Here is a 14,958-nt window from a genome sequence, read left to right as displayed (position 1 = left end):
TCAGGATCACACCGGAGCCAGTCGATCCATCCGGCTGAGGATCACACCCTCCCGCAGTGCCCACGGACAGACGTCCAGGGAGTCCACGCCGAGTCGACGCATCACCGACTCGGCGACCACGGCTCCGGCCAGCAGTTGGTGGGCGCGCCCCGCGCTGACCCCCTCCAACTCGACCAGCTGCACGGGCGGGATGTGCCGGATGAAGCCCAGCACCTGTCGCAGCCCGGACCGGGTGAGCCGGCGCCGGGCCCAGAGCCCGGCGCCGCTGGGTGCCGCACCGGCGAGCCGGGCCAGCGTACGGAACGTCTTGGAGGTGGCCACCGGCCGTTCCCAACCCACCTCGGTCATCCGCTCGACCACCGGATCGAGGTGAGCGTCGACGTACTGCCGCAACTCCTCCACCGTCTCCGGTGCGGGCGGGACGGTGCTCTCCGGATCCACCCCGAGCCGGTCGCGGGTCAGCCGACCGGCGCCCAGGGGCAGCGACACCGCGACGTCCGGGTCCTCGTCGATACCGGCCGCGATCTCCAGCGAGCCGCCACCGATGTCCAGCACCAGCAGCCGCCCGGCGGACCAACCGAACCACCGCCGGACCGCGAGGAAGGTCATCCGCGCCTCGTCGGCGCCGGAGAGCACCTCGAGCCGTACGCCGGTGGAATCCCGCACCCGGGTCAGCACATCGGCCGCGTTGGTGGCGTCCCGCACCGCGGAGGTGGCGAAGGCGATCAGATCGTCGACCTTCAGTCCGGCGGCCGACGTACGCGCCGCCTCCACCGCCGTGACCAGGGCGTCCGCGCCGGCCTCGCGAAGCGCGCCGTCCGGGCCGATCTGCTCGGCGAGCCGCAGCACGGCCTTCTCCGAATGCGCCGGCCACGGGTGTGCGCCGCGGTGGGCGTCGACCACCAGCAGGTGCACCGTGTTGGAACCGACGTCGAGGACACCCAGTCGCATGGGAGAACCCTAGGCCCACCCGGCTCGCGCCATTCGGCGACCTGCCCGCCACACCACGCGTACGCTGGCCGGGTGACAGGGCAGATCGAACTCCGCGTGCTGGTGGACGACCCGGCCGACCCGCGCAGCCGGGAGGTGCCGCTGGACTTCCCCCGAGAGTGGATCGAGTTCGTCGACCCGGCGGACGAGCGGCATCTGATCCGGGCCGACCTGACCTGGTTGCTGTCCCGGTGGACGTGCATCTTCGGCCAGGGCTGCCACGGCATCATCGCCGGCCGGTCGGCCGACGGCTGCTGCTCCCACGGTGCGTTCTTCACCGACTCCGACGACGAGTCGCGGGTACGCGCCGCGGTGAAGCGGCTGACCCCGCAGACCTGGCAGCACTATCGGCGGGGGTTCAAGAACTGGACCGAGAACGACACCGTCGACGGCAAGACCCCGGCACGGCGGACCGCCACCCAGGAAGCGGACGGGCCCTGCGTCTTCCTCAACGACGCGGACTTCCCGGGCGGGGGCGGCTGCGCGCTGCACGCCCAGGCGCTGCGCGACGGGGCGCATCCGCTGGAGTACAAGCCGGACGTGTGCTGGCAACTGCCGATCCGCCGTGATCAGGAATGGGTTAAGCGGCCGGACAACACGAAGGTGCTGGTGTCCACGCTGGCCGAGTTCGACCGGCGCGGCTGGGGGGCCGGCGGGCACGACCTCGACTGGTGGTGCACCTCCTCCACCGACGCGCACGTCGGGGCGGACCCGATGTACCTGTCGTACGCCCCGGAGCTGACCGCGCTCATCGGCGAGTCCGCGTACGCCAGGCTGGCCGAGCTGTGCGCGGCGCGGACCCGGCTGGGCCTCGTCGCCCGGCACCCGGCGGACGGCATCTGACGCGGTCGTCGCGCGGCACGGGGTGGGTGGCTGCGGCGTCACGCATCGCCACCGCGCCGAGCCAGTGACAGATCGTCACAACGATGGCAGTCAGGAGCGGGTGCGGATCGGGTCGGCTCAGGGCTCGAACTTGTAGCCGAGGCCGCGCACCGTGACGATGTGGCGCGGGGTGGAGGGCTCCGGCTCGATCTTGGAGCGCAGCCGCTTCACGTGCACGTCAAGCGTCTTCGTGTCGCCGACGTAGTCGGCACCCCAGACGCGGTCGATCAACTGCCCCCGAGTGAGCACCCGACCCGCGTTGCGTAGCAGCAGCTCAAGCAGCTCGAACTCCTTGAGCGGCAACTGCACCGCGCCGCCGTCCACGGTCACCACGTGCCGCTCGATGTCCATCCGGACCGGCCCGGCGGCGAGGGTCGGCGCGCCCGACTCGGGCGCCTCCGGGGTCTGCCGGCGCAACACCGCGCGGATCCGGGCGACCAGTTCCCGGGGGGAGTACGGCTTGGTCACGTAGTCGTCGGCACCGATCTCCAGGCCGACCACCTTGTCGATCTCGCTGTCCCGAGCGGTGACCATGATGATCGGCACGGGCGAGCGCTGGCGCAGCTGCCGGCAGACCTCGGTACCGGACATCTCCGGCAGCATCAGGTCGAGCAGGACGATGTCGGCACCGGTCCGGTCGAACTCGGTGAGAGCCGACGTCCCCGTGGCTGCCACGGAGACCTCGAACCCCTCCTTGCGGAGCATGTACGACAGTGCGTCCGAGAACGACTCCTCGTCCTCGACCACCAGAACGCGGCTCAACGGCGTTTCCTTTCATCGGTCGGACCGGGCGGCGCCCGGTCTGATCCAGGTGCGGTTCAGACCTGCCGGAGCTCGGCCGGACCGGCCTCGATCCCAGCAGGCGGCAGTGTCGCCAGCAGGTCGTCCGGCGGGCGGGCGGGCAGCCGGAGGGTGAACGTCGACCCACCACCAAGAGTGCTCGCCACCTCCACCCGACCGCCATGGTTGCTCGCGATGTGCTTGACGATCGCCAGTCCGAGGCCGGTGCCGCCGGTTGCCCGCGAGCGCGCCTGATCGGCCCGGTAGAACCGCTCGAAGATGCGGTCGACGTCGGTGGGGGCGATGCCGATGCCCTGGTCGGTGACCGCGATCTCCACCTGCTCCCCGGCGGCCCGGGCGGCGATACGTACCGTCGTGTCCTCGCCGGAGTAGTTGAGGGCGTTCTCCACCAGATTCGCCACCGCGGTGGCGAGTTGGTTGTCGCTGCCGTACACGGTCAGGCCCCGCTCCGCTTCGACGGTCACCTCGATCCGGCGGGCGGCGGCGGCGGTCCGGGTGCGATCGATCACCTCGGAGATCACCCAGTCCACCGCGACCGGCTCGGGGGCCGGCTGCGGTTCGGCGCCCTGAAGTCGGGTCAGCTCCAGCAATTCCTGCACCAGCCGCCCCAACCGGGTCGACTCGTGCTGGATGCGCTCGGCGAACCGCCGGGCGGCGACCAGATCCTCGGAGAGATCCGGGCGTCCCTCGTCGGCCGGCTCGGTGGCGTCCAGCAGTGCCTCGGCGAGCAGTTGCAACGCACCGATCGGGGTCTTCAGTTCGTGGCTGACGTTGGCCACGAAGTCTCGGCGCACCCGGGCCAACCGGTGCGACTCGGTCACGTCAGCCGCTTCCACCGCGATGTAGCCGTTGCCCAGCCCCATCGCCCTCAGGTGCACGCCGAGCGGGTTCTCCCCGGCGTTGTCGCGACCTCGGGGCAGGTCGAGCTCGATCTCGCGCCGCACGCCGGTGCGCCGCACCTGCCCCGCCAGGGTACGGATCAGCGGGTGCGCCATGATCGAACCCGGTCGCCCACCGGTCCGCAGCAGCCCCATCGCCCGGGCCGCCGGATTGACCAGTACGGGCACATCGTCCGCGTCGAGCACCACGACCCCCGCACGCAGCGAATCGATCGCGCGGCGGCCCAGCCCGACCTGCACTTCGTCGACGATCGCGAGCCTCCCCTTACCGAACCGGAAACCGGCCCACCTGCTCCCCGTGGACCCGGTCGACCGGCGCGTCGTCGAGATCATGCGGGACAACCACAGGCCAGCGACCACCCCGACCACCAGGGCCGAAGCCATACTCACCGTCACCGCCCACGTCACTCGGCGATCGTAGGGTCATTGTTAACCCGGCTATCGCCCAGAACAGGACGAAGCACTCTCACTTCCGGGAAAGTTCACCCGCGCGTCCGGCGTAGTTCATCAGCGTTCACCTCCGGTCCGCCCGGGAGTCATAGCTTGGGCGGCGTACCTGCGCGAACCCCCGCCGGCGTGATCGCCGGCCCCGACGAACAGGACGTGAGAATGCGCGACGAGTTCCGGGCCGAACTTCAGGCCGTCAGCCAACTGCTGGTCGAGATGGCCGAGGGAGTTCGGGCGGCGCTACGGCAGGCGACCCGGGCCCTGCTCACCGCCGATCGCCGGGCGGCCGAGTCCGTGATCGAGCGGGACGCGGAGATCGACGGGCTGTACCGGCAGGTGGAGGAGCGCGTCTGCGACCTGCTGGCCCGCCAGGCACCGGTCGCCTCCGACCTACGCGCCATGATCACTGCGCTGCACGTCGCCGCCGATCTGGAGCGGATGGGCGACCTGGCCGACCACGTTGCCAAGACCGCGCTGCGCCGGCACCCGTCGCCGGCCGTACCGGCGGAGCTGCGCCCGGTCTTCACGGACATGGCGGGCATCGCCGACCGGATGGCCGAGAAGATCGCCTCGGTGCTGGCCCACCCCGACGCCGACCTCGCCGCCGAACTGGACAGCGACGACGACGCCATGGACGAGCTGCACAAGGGGTTGTTCGGGGTGCTGCTCGGTGCGGACTGGCCGTACGGGGTGGAGACCGCGATCGACGCCACCCTGCTCGGCCGCTTCTACGAGCGCTTCGCCGACCACGCGGTCAACAGCGCCGAGCACGTGGTCTACCTGATCACCGGCGAACCCGTCACCTCCCCCTGAGCACGACGAGGGGCCCCAGCCAGCGCCGGGGCCCCTTCGGTCCGCCACGAAGTCCTCGGCCGACTCAGCGCCCCTGGTTGGCTACGGCGGCGGCGGCCTCCTTGGCGGCCTCCGGGTCGAGGTAGGTGCCGCCCAGCGTGTGGGGACGCAGCAGCGGGTCCAGGTCGTAGCGCAGCGGGATTCCGGTGGGGATGTTGAGCTTCGCGATCGCCTCGTCACTGATCTGGTCCAGGTGCTTGACCAGCGCCCGCAACGAGTTGCCGTGCGCGGCCACCAGCACCGTACGGCCGGCCAGGATGTCCGGCACGATCGAGTCGTACCAGTACGGCAGCATCCGCTCGACGACGTCCTTGAGGCACTCGGTACGCGGCATCAGCTCGGTCGGCAGCAGCGCGTACCGCGGGTCGCCGACCTGCGACCACTCGTCGTCGTCCGCGATCGGCGGTGGCGGGGTGTCGTACGACCGGCGCCAGAGCATGAACTGCTCCTCGCCGTACTCCTCCAGGGTCTGCTTCTTGTTCTTGCCCTGCAACGCCCCGTAGTGGCGTTCGTTGAGCCGCCACGACCGGCGCACGGCGATCCAGTGCCGGTCGGCGGCGTTGAGCGCCAACTCGGCGGTCCGGATGGCGCGGCGCATCACGCTGGTGTGCACCACGTCCGGCAGCAGGCCGTGCTCGCGCAGCAGTTCGCCGCCGCGGCGCGCCTCGTCCTCCCCCTTCGCGGTCAGGTCGACGTCGACCCAGCCGGTGAAGAGGTTCTTGGCGTTCCAGTCGCTCTCGCCGTGCCGAAGCAGGACCAGCGTCCCGACGGTGGGCCCCTCGCTAGCTGTCATGCCGATCATCCTGCCGCAACCCGCAATGGCACGCGCGGGAAGGGTGGTGACGACCACCACGTGGAAATACAGGTGACCTTGATTCCGGCGCGCCACTAGGTTGGTAAGGATCCAACAGATCACCAGGCATTACGGAAACGGGGGCGCCGGCGTGCGCGCGATGCGGGGTTGGTTCCGGGACACCACAGGTGGGCTACCGAGGACCTTCTGGTACCTCTGGACGGGCTCCCTGATCAATCGACTCGGCTCGTTCGTCCTGGTCTTCCTCGCCATCTACCTGACCCAGGAACGAGGCTTCTCCGCCTCGCAGGCCGGTCTGGTGCTCGGCGCGTGGGGCGTCGGCGGTGCGGTCGGCACCACCGCCGGCGGCACCCTGACCGACCGGTGGGGTCGCCGGCCGACCCTGCTCACCGCCCATCTCGGCGCCGCGACCATGATGCTCGCCCTGGGCTTCGCCCGTGACCTGTGGACGGTCGCGGCGGGCGCGTTGCTGCTCGGCCTCTTCGCCGAGGCGGCCCGCCCCGCGTTCGGCGCCATGATGATCGACGTGGTGCCGGAGCGGGACCGGCTGCGCGCCTTCTCGCTCAACTACTGGGCGATCAACCTCGGCTTCGCCTGCGCCGCCGTGCTCGCCGGGTTCGCCGCGCAGGCCGGCTACCTGCTGCTCTTCGTGGTCAACGCGGCCACCACAGTGGTCACCGCACTGATCATCTTCGTGAAGGTCAAGGAGACCCGGACGGTCACCGTCGGCATGCCGCGCGGCGGCGCACCGGCCGGAGCTCTGCGGACCATCCTGAGTGACCGGGTGTACCTCGGCTTCGTCGCCCTGAACCTCCTCGGGGCGCTGGTCTTCCTCCAGCACATCTCGATGCTGCCGATCGCGATGGCCGACTCCGGCCTGAGCCCCGCCACGTACGGATCGGTGATCGCACTGAATGGCGTGCTGATCGTGGCCGGCCAACTCTTCGTGCCCCGGCTGATCAAGGGGCGCAGCCGGTCACACGTGCTCGCCCTGGCCGCGGTGGTGATGGGCGCGGGCTTCGGGCTGACCGCGTTCGCCGAGGTCGCCTGGTTCTACGGACTGACGGTGCTGATCTGGACCCTCGGCGAGATGCTCAACTCGCCGTCCAACGCCACCCTCATCGCCGAGCTCTCCCCCGCCGAGCTGCGCGGTCGCTACCAGGGCGTCTTCTCGCTCTCCTGGCAACTGGCCGGGGCAGCCGCGCCGATCCTCGGCGGACTGGTCCGGGAACAGGCCGGCAACGCGACTCTCTGGGCCGGCTGCGCCGCGATCGGTCTGGTGATGGCGGTGGGCCACCTGCTCTCCGGGCCGGCACGGGAGCGGCGTGCCGTCGCCCTGCGTACCGCCGGTGCTGCCCCGGTGGTGACGGTGCAGTCGACCGCGCCGCAGCCCGCCGCCCCGCAGGCGGCCGAGCCGGTGGCCACCTCCCGGGGGTGACCCCCACCACCCGACGTCGCTCCCGTCGGCCGACCCCGGCAAGATCTGTTAGGTGTCCGAACAGATAGGCGGGGTCGGGACGCCGACCGAACAGCAGCACGAACGGCCGCCGGTGGGGGCGCTTCGTCGCTGGCTGACCGACACCGCGGGTGGGCTACCTGCGACCTTCTGGTATCTCTGGGCCGGCCTGCTGATCAACCGGGCCGGCGCGTTCGCGATGCTCTTCCTGTCGCTCTACCTGACCGCGGCCCGGGGGGCCAGCGAGTCGCTGGCCGGCGTGGTGGTCGGCGCGTACGGCGCGGGTGGTGCGGCCGGAGTGCTGCTCGGTGGGGTACTGGCCGACCGTTGGGGTCGACGCTCGACCCTGGTGGCAGCTCACCTGGTCACCGCCGCCCTGATGGTGGCGCTGGCCCTCAGCCAGCACCTGGGCGTGATCGCGGCACTCGCCCTACTGGTCGGGGTGACGCACTCCATGCCGAGCCCGGCCTTCGTCGCGGCGATCGTCGACGTGGTGCCGGAGCATCGTCGGTCCCGCGCCTTCAACCTGCAGTTCTGGGCGTTCAATCTCGGCATGGCCGTCGCGTCGCTGCTGGCCGGCCTGCTGGCCGAGGCGAGCTACGTGGCCCTCTTCCTGGTCGACGCGGTCGCCACGTTGGCCACCGCCGCGCTCATCGCCTGGAAGGTCCCGGAGACGCTAACCCGCCGACAGTCGCGGCCGAGTCCGGCCGCCGGCACCCGCCGCCCGCGTCGCCCCGGTCTGCACACCGCCTTGACCGATCGGCACTTCCTGGTCTTCGTCGGGCTGACCTTCGTCCTGGCCGTACTGACCATGCAGGCGTCGACGATCATGCCGCTGGCCATGCGTGCCGACGGGCTGGGGCCGTCGTCGTACGGCGCGGTGGTGGCCCTCGGCGGCGTCCTGATCGTGCTCGGGCAGTTATTCGTACCCCGACTCATCGACCGCCACCGGAAAGCCCACGTGCTGGCCCTGTCGACGGCGCTGCTCGCCGTCGGCTTCGGTGCCCTCGCGGTCGCCGACGACCTCGTGTTCTACCTGGGCGCCTGCCTGGTCTGGACGGTCGGCTCGATGCTGGCCGCGCCACCCAACGCGCAGATCAACGCGGACCTGGCGCCACCGGCGCTGCGGGCCCGCTACCAGTCGGTGTTCTACCTGGCCTTCCCTGCGGCGTCATTCATCGCGCCGACGCTCGGCGGCTTCAGCCTGCAACGGTGGGGCGACGGGCACTGGCTGCTGATCGGCGCGCTGGGTCTGCTGGCTGCCGGCGCGCACCTGCTCGCCGGGCCGACGCGGGAACGACGCGTGACCAGCCTGCGTCACCAGGGGGAACAGGCCGAGCCGTCGCTGGCCGGGCAGTCCTGCGCGCACGCGTAATGCCCGGCACGAAGTCGCACCGGGCATTTCACGTCGTACGACCGGCGGCGGCGGGCGACACTCACCCCCGTAAGCGACGCCCGCTCGCGCCGCCGGTCCAAACAGGTGGGCCACCGTCCCCCAACGGTGTCGGTCCACCCGTCCCCCGCGCCTCGCCCGGCTGCACAGATCTGATCGATCCGCCGCTCCCCCGAACGGTTCCGAGCGTGGCGCGGTGCAATAAAGTTAGTGCGGCCCGACCTCGCGATTCAACCTGAGCGACTGTCTCGCCCGTCACAGCGCAGTCCCCTTCGAGACGGCGCTTAGGCCCTCGGTCAAGGCCAACAGCGGGTACCCGGGTGCTATTCCCGCAAACCTCTCACCCGTCCTCCCGATCGGGTGATTCGGTCCGGAAGAAGTTGCTCTGCCGGCCGTCCCGCATCTGCTCCTGGTAGATCAGGTTCAGCCGTCGCAGGTCGAAGGTGTGAAACCACTCGTCCCAGGTGATCTCGCGGATCCGGCTGCTTTCCCGGTAGCCCGGAATGTTGAACGTCAGCACCCCGGCCCGGCCCGCACGCTCGGTACCGCTGATCGTCGCCGGCTTGGCCCCCCGCTCCCGGGCCCACCGTCGAATCACGTCATGGTTGGTGGTGACCAGGCTGCGGCCGGGGCGCTCCGGCCGGTCCTGGAGCGAGGTGATCAGCTGCGACGACCGGACCGACCGCGAAGTCGACCGTCCGGTCCGCGCCGCGCCACCGCGGGCCGGGCGGGCCTCGGCCGGCCGGCGGGTGGGTGCCGCCTTTCGGGCGCGGGTGGCCGCCGTACCGGTCCCACCGGCCGTCGTGCCGCTCGCCGCCGACTTGCGCGGGGCCGATCTCCTCGCCCCCGCCGTGCTCTTCCGCGCCGTACCCGTCGTGGACCGGCGCGCCGCACTTGTCGCCTTGCGGGCGGTGCCGGCGGTCGACCTAGCCGCCGCGCCGGTCGCCTTGCGCGCCGGAGCGGCCCGTTTCGCCGGCGCCGTCTTGGCTCGCCCCGGTGCCGCCTTGGTCCGCCCTGGTGCTGCCTTGGCTCGCCCCGGCGCGGTCCGGCCGGACGCCGGCTGTCTCGTGCCGGATGCCTTCGTGGCGCCGGCCCGACCGGCCGGACCGCTGCTGCGGCGCCCGGCGCCGCTTGATCGCAGCGTCTTCGCCAGGGTCTTCACCAGTTCCGGCTTACGCAGGGCCGAGATGCCGGAGACCCCGTGTCGCCGCAGTTGTCCCCGGATGTCGTCCACCCGCATGCGGGAGATCTCCGCCTCGGAGATCCGTGGCGTGTTCGGGGTCTGGTTGCCCCCCTGCCGTTTGGTCCTGGTCGCGGTCCCGCCGCGACCCGAGCTGCTTCGCTGAGCCATGGACGCTCACGCTCCTCGCCACTCGCCGTCTCGGCGCGGCGGGTCCCAACGCCGCACCGCGCGCAGCGGCTTACCCGTCAGGAGCGGTCCGAACCTCCGCGTCCGTCAAGAGGCGTCCGAACCTCCGGCGGCCGGCGGAGCCGACCGGGCGGCCTCCGAGGGCTCGAACAGGTGCGCGAAGGCGGCCAGATTGGCGGTCGACTCCCCCCGCTTCACCCGCCACTCCCACTCCCGGCGGATCGAGCTGCCGAACCCGATCTCCAGCATCGTGTCGAAGGACTCGTCGGCGTAGGTCAGCACCGCGCCGAGCAGCCGATCCAACTCGTCGGCGTCGACACCGTCGGGGTTGATCCGACCGGTGAGATAGACGTCGCCGACCGCGTCGATGGAGAACGACACGGCGTACATCTTGGCGTTGCGCTGCAACAACCAGGCCCACAGTTCCTCGCGCCGCTCGTCCGGCTGGCGCATCACGAACGCCTCGATCCGCAGCGCGTGCTCGCCGACGATCAGGTTGCAGATCGTCTTGAGCTTGTGCGTACCGGGCAGGGTCACCGCGTACGACCCCGGGCCGGTGGACTCGCAGGCGAGTTCCCGCTCCGCGCAGACGGACTCGATCAGTGCACCGAGGTCGCTCATCCGGCCAACTCTACGGCGATCACCACCACACCGCCCGGCTGCCGGGCCTGCGGTCAGCAGCGGGAGGCGGTGAGTTCGGCGGCGAGGCCGGCCCGGTGGTCGGCGATCGCCTCACCGTAGACGCTTAGCAGTCCGGCTGCGGTGCGATACCAGGAGAAGGCCCGGGCGTGCCGGGCGGCACCGACGGACAACTCGGCCCGCCGGGCCCGGTCGGGCAGCAGGCGGGCCAGCGTACCCGCCCAGTCCGCCGGGTCGTGTCCGCGCACCAGCACCCCGCTGACCTGGTCACGCACCGCGGTCACCAGTCCGCCGACGGCAGCGGCCACCACGGGCGTACCGCAGGCCTGGGCCTCCAGCGCGACCAGGCCGAAGGATTCGTTGTACGACGGCACCGCGACCAGGTCGGCCGCCTGGTAGAGCAGGGGCAGTTCCGCTCCGGTGCGCGGTGGCAGGAAGTGCACCCGGTCGGTGACGCCGAGCGAGGCGGCCAGTTCGATAAGCGCGGTGGGCCGGTCCAGCCCGGTGCCACTGGGGCCGCCGCAGATCACCACCGCGACCTCACGGGCCAGTTCGGGATCCCGCGCACGCAGGGCGGCGATCGCTCGGATGAGTACGTCGGGTGCCTTCAGCGGTTGGATCCGCCCGACGAAGGCGACCAGATGACCACGGGTCGGCAGGCCCAGCCGAGCCCGGGCGGCCGTGGTCGCCGCGTCCCGGTCGCCGGCGGCGGGACGGAACCGCTCCAGGTCCACGCCGGGCTCGACCACCGTGACCCGGGTGGGGTCCGCGTCGTACCGGCCGATCAGGTCCCGCGCCTCGACCCGGGTGTTCGCCACCAGCCGGTCCGCCTCCGCGACCACCTGTTCCTCACCGATCACCCGCGCCTTCGGCTCCGGCCGGTCACCGGCGGCGAGCTGCGCATTCTTCACCTTGGCCAGGGTGTGCGCAGTGTGCACCAGCGGCACCCCCCAGCGATCCTTGGCCAGCCAGCCGACCTGCCCGGAGAGCCAGTAGTGGGAGTGGATGAGGTCGTAGTGGCCCGGCGGGCGGGCCGCTTCGGCCCGCAGCACGCCCGCGGTGAAGGCGCAGAGCTGACCGGGCAGTTCCTCCTTGGTCAGGCCCTCCAGCGGGCCGGCCATCACGTGCCGGACGTGCACCCCGGGCGCCACCTCCACCACCGGCGGCAGGTCGCCCGAGGTGGCCCGGGTGAAGATCTCGACCTCGACGTTCGCCTCGGCCAACCGCCGGGAGACCTCCAGGATGTAGACGTTCATGCCGCCCGCGTCCCCGGTGCCCGGCTGGTGCAGCGGCGAGGTGTGTACCGACAGGGTCGCGATCCGCCGGGGTCGCGGCCACGGCAGGGAACCGCGCTGACGACCGACACCGGTGTGCTCTTCCGCCACGTCCGCTCCCTTTGCCACGGTTGATGCCGTCCCCGCACGACCGGCGCTCCTGCGTCAACACTCCACGCCGGATGTCATCTTCCCGATCGGCGGCGGGAAATACGTCGGGCAGCCCCTCGGGCGTGACCGACCTCATGGCGACCGTGCCGCCCGCCGTCCGACGGCGGGGAGCGAGAATGGCCGGATGAGTCGTGTCGCGATCGTCACCGGAGCGTCCAGCGGGATCGGCGCCGCCACCGCCCGGCGGCTCGCCGGTGAGGGTTTCCACGTGCTCGCCGCGGCACGGCGTACCGACCGGCTGGCCGAACTGGTCGCGGAGATCACCGCCACCGGCGGGTCCGCCACCGCAGTGGCCTGTGACGTCACCTCCGACGATTCGGTGGCCGACCTCGCCCGGGCCGCGCAGCAGGCCGGTGGGCCGGTGACCCTCCTGGTGAACAATGCGGGCGGAGCACGTGGGCTGGATCCGGTGGAGTCCGGCGCGATCGGTGACTGGCAGTGGATGTACGACGTCAACGTGCTCGGCACGCTGCGGGTCACCCAGGCGCTGTTACCGGCGTTGGAGAGTTCCGGGTCCGGCACCATCGTCGTCGTCTCGTCGACCGCCGGCTTCACCGTGTACGAGGGTGGGGGCGGCTACACGGCGGCGAAGCACGCGCAGACCGCGATCGCCGGCACGTTACGGCTGGAGTTGTGTGGGCGTCCGGTGCGGGTGATCGAAATCGACCCGGGCATGGTGAAGACCGACGAGTTCTCGTTGACCCGCTTCGGCGGGGACGGCGAGCGGGCGGAGGCGGTCTACGCCGGTGTCGCCGAGCCACTGCTCGCCGAGGACGTCGCCGACTGCATCGCCTGGTGCGCCACCCGACCGCAGCACGTCAACGTGGACCGTCTCGTGGTCCGGCCGCTGGCTCAGGCCGCCCAGCACAAGGTGCACCGGACGGGCTGATGGTGGCGCCGGCGCCCCGGCCGCTCGGTGCGGTGACCCGGGGGACCACGCATCCCAACCGGCTCCGCCGGGTCGACAACTGGATCGTGGAGTCCTGCGCCGAGTCGCTGCGCGCCGCACCGGACCCGCTGGTGGTGGACCTCGGTTACGGTGCGGCCCCGGTGACCGCAGTGGAGTTGCGGGCCCGGCTCGCCGCCCGCGTCCGCGCCGACGTGCGGGTGGTCGGGCTGGAGATCGATCCGGTACGCGTCGCCGACGCGCAGCCCGCCGCCGATCCACCCGGGCTCACCTTCGCCCGTGGCGGCTTCGAGCTGGCCGGTCTGCGTCCCGCCCTGGTCCGCGCGTTCAACGTGCTGCGTCAGTACGACGAGAGCCAGGTGACCGGCGCGTGGGCCACGATGTGCGCCGGACTGGCACCGGGCGGGCTGCTGGTGGAGGGGACCTGTGACGAGTTGGGACGCCTCGGCGGGTGGGTGCTGCTCGATGCCGACGGGCCGCGCTCGCTGACCCTGGCCGCCCGGCTGGCCACGCTGGAAACTCCGGCCGAGCTGGCCGAGCGGCTGCCAAAGGCGCTGATCCACCGCAACGTACCGGGTGAGCGGATCCACGACCTGATCCGGGCCTTGGACGACGCCTGGCACGCCGCCGTCGGCTACACCCCCTTCGGCCCCCGCCAGCGCTGGCTGCACACCGTGTCTGCCGTGCGCGCCCGGGGCTGGCCCATCCTGGACCGCCCCCGCCACTGGCGCCACGGCCGCCTCACCGTCCCCTGGCCCACAATCTCCCCCACCTAACCCCCACCCCCACCCCCACCCCCACCCCCTGCCTGCCCACCCGGCCTGCCGCGTCGATCATGAAGTTATTGCACGGGAAAGGGCTTGCCGGATACAACAACCTCATGATCGACGAGGTGCTAAGGGTGGGACGGACGGACCCGGGTGGGGGTGTTAGAGGGTGCAGTTGATGAGGACGGGTTCGGGGTGGAGGGTTACGCCGAAGCGGGTCTGGACGCCGTCGCGGATCTCGCGGGCCAGGGTGAGCAGGGCCTGGGTGCTGGCGGTGCCGGTGGGGTTGGTCAGGGCGAGGGTGTGCTTGCTGGAGATGGCCGTGCCCTCGGGGCCGGGATACCCCTTGCCGAAACCGGCCTTGTCGATCAGCCATGCCGCGCTGACCTTGACCAGGTCACCGGCACCGGGCCACGCTGGCGGCTCACCCAGCCCGGCGGCCCGCTGCCGCAACTGTTCGTACGCCCCGGCGTCGAGGACCGGGTTGGTGAAGAACGAGCCGACGGAGCGGGTGTCGGGGTCGTCCGCGTCGAGCACCATGCCCTTGCCCGCGCGTAGTCCCAGCACCGTGGCCCGGGCCTGGGCCAGCGGCACCCGGTCACCGACCTCGACGCCGAGCGCCCGGGCAAGCTCCGCGTAGCGCACCGCGCCGGACAGCGGCGAGCGGGCCAGCCGGAAGTCCACCGAGAGCACCACCCAGCGCTCGTTGTACTTGAAGATGCTGGACCGGTAGGCGAAGCCGCAGTCGGCGGCATCGACCTGCCCGACGGTCCCGGCCGTCCGGTCGTAGACCTGCACGGCGGTGATGGTCTCGGCGACCTCCTGCCCGTACGCCCCGACGTTCTGGATCGGGGTGGCACCGGTCGAGCCGGGGATGCCGGACAGGCACTCCAGCCCCGACCAGCCGTTGCGCACCGTCGCGGCGACCAGGTCGTCCCAGGGCTCGCCAGCCTCGACCCGTACCGTCACGGTCTGCTCGTCCTCGGTGAGTACCCGCAGCCCCCGGGAGCGGACGAGGACCACCGTGCCGGGGAAGCCACCGTCACCGATCACCACGTTGCTACCGCCGGCGACCAGGAGGATCTCGGAGCCCGCCTCGCGTACCCGGCTGACGATCTCGTCGGCGTTGATGGCGGTGACGACCCGGCCGGCGGGTCCCCCCAGGCACAATGTCGTGTATTGCGCCAGATCGTCCGTGCTGGCTGGTTGCGCGGCGGCTGTCGGCTGGGCGTAGACGTCAGACACGCCTCTCACCCTAGGCTGAGGGGTAGCCGTGGCACCCACTGGTGGCCCGGTC

The 14,958-nt window shown here is 71.6% G+C and carries 14 protein-coding genes; 6 read left to right on the top strand and 8 right to left on the bottom strand.

From position 1 onward, the window contains the following. Positions 1-6: 6 nt before the first annotated feature. The gene (locus AB0J93_RS04920; RefSeq protein WP_363918235.1) at positions 7-951 is read right to left on the bottom strand and encodes a Ppx/GppA phosphatase family protein; all 945 of its coding nucleotides are present in this window, start codon (positions 949-951) and stop codon (positions 7-9) included. Between the two features lie 72 nt (positions 952-1,023). On the opposite strand from AB0J93_RS04920, the gene AB0J93_RS04915 reads away from it, so the two are divergent. Beyond that, positions 1,024-1,833, top strand: coding sequence for a hypothetical protein (locus AB0J93_RS04915; RefSeq protein ID WP_363918233.1), 810 nt, complete (start codon positions 1,024-1,026; stop codon positions 1,831-1,833). A gap of 117 nt (positions 1,834-1,950) precedes the next feature. Here AB0J93_RS04915 and AB0J93_RS04910 read toward each other — a convergent pair whose 3' ends face one another. Together AB0J93_RS04910 and AB0J93_RS04905 are read right to left on the bottom strand one after the other, a co-directional pair. Next, positions 1,951-2,634: a response regulator transcription factor gene (locus tag AB0J93_RS04910; RefSeq protein WP_363918231.1), complete on the bottom strand. Its 684-nt coding sequence runs from the start codon at positions 2,632-2,634 to the stop codon at positions 1,951-1,953. Between the two features lie 56 nt (positions 2,635-2,690). Further along, entirely contained in the window at positions 2,691-3,956 is a 1,266-nt protein-coding gene (locus AB0J93_RS04905) for an ATP-binding protein (protein WP_363918568.1), read from the bottom strand. Positions 3,957-4,181: 225 nt separating this feature from the next. Between AB0J93_RS04905 and phoU the strand changes: the two genes are divergently transcribed. Beyond that, positions 4,182-4,832 carry a phosphate signaling complex protein PhoU gene (gene phoU / locus AB0J93_RS04900; protein ID WP_332905306.1) on the top strand — a complete coding sequence of 217 codons (651 nt, stop codon included), beginning with the start codon at positions 4,182-4,184 and terminating at the stop codon, positions 4,830-4,832. Positions 4,833-4,896: 64 nt separating this feature from the next. On the opposite strand, the gene AB0J93_RS04895 is transcribed toward phoU, so the two are convergent. Then, positions 4,897-5,664 carry a phosphoglyceromutase gene (locus AB0J93_RS04895; protein WP_363918229.1) on the bottom strand — a complete coding sequence of 256 codons (768 nt, stop codon included), beginning with the start codon at positions 5,662-5,664 and terminating at the stop codon, positions 4,897-4,899. A 151-nt stretch (positions 5,665-5,815) separates the two neighbouring features. On the opposite strand from AB0J93_RS04895, the gene AB0J93_RS04890 reads away from it, so the two are divergent. Together AB0J93_RS04890 and AB0J93_RS04885 are read left to right on the top strand one after the other, a co-directional pair. Further along, positions 5,816-7,123 carry an MFS transporter gene (locus AB0J93_RS04890; RefSeq protein ID WP_363918227.1) on the top strand — a complete coding sequence of 436 codons (1,308 nt, stop codon included), beginning with the start codon at positions 5,816-5,818 and terminating at the stop codon, positions 7,121-7,123. A gap of 112 nt (positions 7,124-7,235) precedes the next feature. After that, complete coding sequence (locus tag AB0J93_RS04885) at positions 7,236-8,516, top strand: MFS transporter (protein WP_363918566.1); 1,281 nt, start codon at positions 7,236-7,238, stop codon at positions 8,514-8,516. A gap of 358 nt (positions 8,517-8,874) precedes the next feature. Here the strand turns inward: AB0J93_RS04885 and AB0J93_RS04880 are convergent, their stop codons facing one another. The 3 genes from AB0J93_RS04880 to mshA all read right to left on the bottom strand — a co-directional run bounded on the left by AB0J93_RS04880 (position 8,875) and on the right by mshA (position 11,927). Beyond that, positions 8,875-9,774: a hypothetical protein gene (locus AB0J93_RS04880; RefSeq protein ID WP_363918564.1), complete on the bottom strand. Its 900-nt coding sequence runs from the start codon at positions 9,772-9,774 to the stop codon at positions 8,875-8,877. Between the two features lie 216 nt (positions 9,775-9,990). Then, a complete protein-coding gene (locus AB0J93_RS04875; RefSeq protein WP_363918225.1) occupies positions 9,991-10,524 on the bottom strand; it encodes a YbjN domain-containing protein in 534 nt (177 codons plus the stop codon). 53 nt (positions 10,525-10,577) lie between these two features. Next, complete coding sequence (mshA, locus tag AB0J93_RS04870; RefSeq protein ID WP_363918223.1) at positions 10,578-11,927, bottom strand: D-inositol-3-phosphate glycosyltransferase; 1,350 nt, start codon at positions 11,925-11,927, stop codon at positions 10,578-10,580. A 184-nt stretch (positions 11,928-12,111) separates the two neighbouring features. Here mshA and AB0J93_RS04865 point away from each other — a divergent pair, with 184 nt between their 5' ends. Beyond that, complete coding sequence (locus tag AB0J93_RS04865; protein WP_363918221.1) at positions 12,112-12,876, top strand: SDR family oxidoreductase; 765 nt, start codon at positions 12,112-12,114, stop codon at positions 12,874-12,876. Beyond that, positions 12,873-13,670 carry a class I SAM-dependent methyltransferase gene (locus AB0J93_RS04860; RefSeq protein WP_363918562.1) on the top strand — a complete coding sequence of 266 codons (798 nt, stop codon included), beginning with the start codon at positions 12,873-12,875 and terminating at the stop codon, positions 13,668-13,670. The genes AB0J93_RS04865 and AB0J93_RS04860 overlap by 4 nt, the downstream gene beginning before the upstream one ends. Positions 13,671-13,823: 153 nt before the next feature. Here AB0J93_RS04860 and AB0J93_RS04855 read toward each other — a convergent pair whose 3' ends face one another. Then, positions 13,824-14,906 (bottom strand): UDP-N-acetylmuramate dehydrogenase, encoded by a 1,083-nt coding sequence (locus AB0J93_RS04855; RefSeq protein ID WP_363918219.1) that lies wholly within the window; start codon positions 14,904-14,906, stop codon positions 13,824-13,826. Positions 14,907-14,958: the final 52 nt, after the last annotated feature.

The organism is Micromonospora sp. NPDC049374, from assembly GCF_040677165.1.
GTDB lineage: Bacteria > Actinomycetota > Actinomycetes > Mycobacteriales > Micromonosporaceae > Micromonospora.
This window is presented reverse-complemented; position numbering and strand designations above follow the sequence as displayed.

What these genes read in the sequence shown, in the direction of transcription:
- AB0J93_RS04895 (WP_363918229.1), bottom strand. Translation starts at nt 5,664, where the DNA reads ATGACAGCTAGCGAGGGGCCCACCGTCGGGACGCTGGTCCTGCTTCGG.
- AB0J93_RS04865 (WP_363918221.1), top strand. Translation starts at nt 12,112, where the DNA reads ATGAGTCGTGTCGCGATCGTCACCGGAGCGTCCAGCGGGATCGGCGCC.
- AB0J93_RS04880 (WP_363918564.1), bottom strand. Translation starts at nt 9,774, where the DNA reads ATGCGGGTGGACGACATCCGGGGACAACTGCGGCGACACGGGGTCTCC.
- AB0J93_RS04875 (WP_363918225.1), bottom strand. Translation starts at nt 10,524, where the DNA reads ATGAGCGACCTCGGTGCACTGATCGAGTCCGTCTGCGCGGAGCGGGAA.
- AB0J93_RS04920 (WP_363918235.1), bottom strand. Translation starts at nt 951, where the DNA reads ATGCGACTGGGTGTCCTCGACGTCGGTTCCAACACGGTGCACCTGCTG.
- phoU (WP_332905306.1), top strand. Translation starts at nt 4,182, where the DNA reads ATGCGCGACGAGTTCCGGGCCGAACTTCAGGCCGTCAGCCAACTGCTG.
- AB0J93_RS04905 (WP_363918568.1), bottom strand. Translation starts at nt 3,956, where the DNA reads ATGGCTTCGGCCCTGGTGGTCGGGGTGGTCGCTGGCCTGTGGTTGTCC.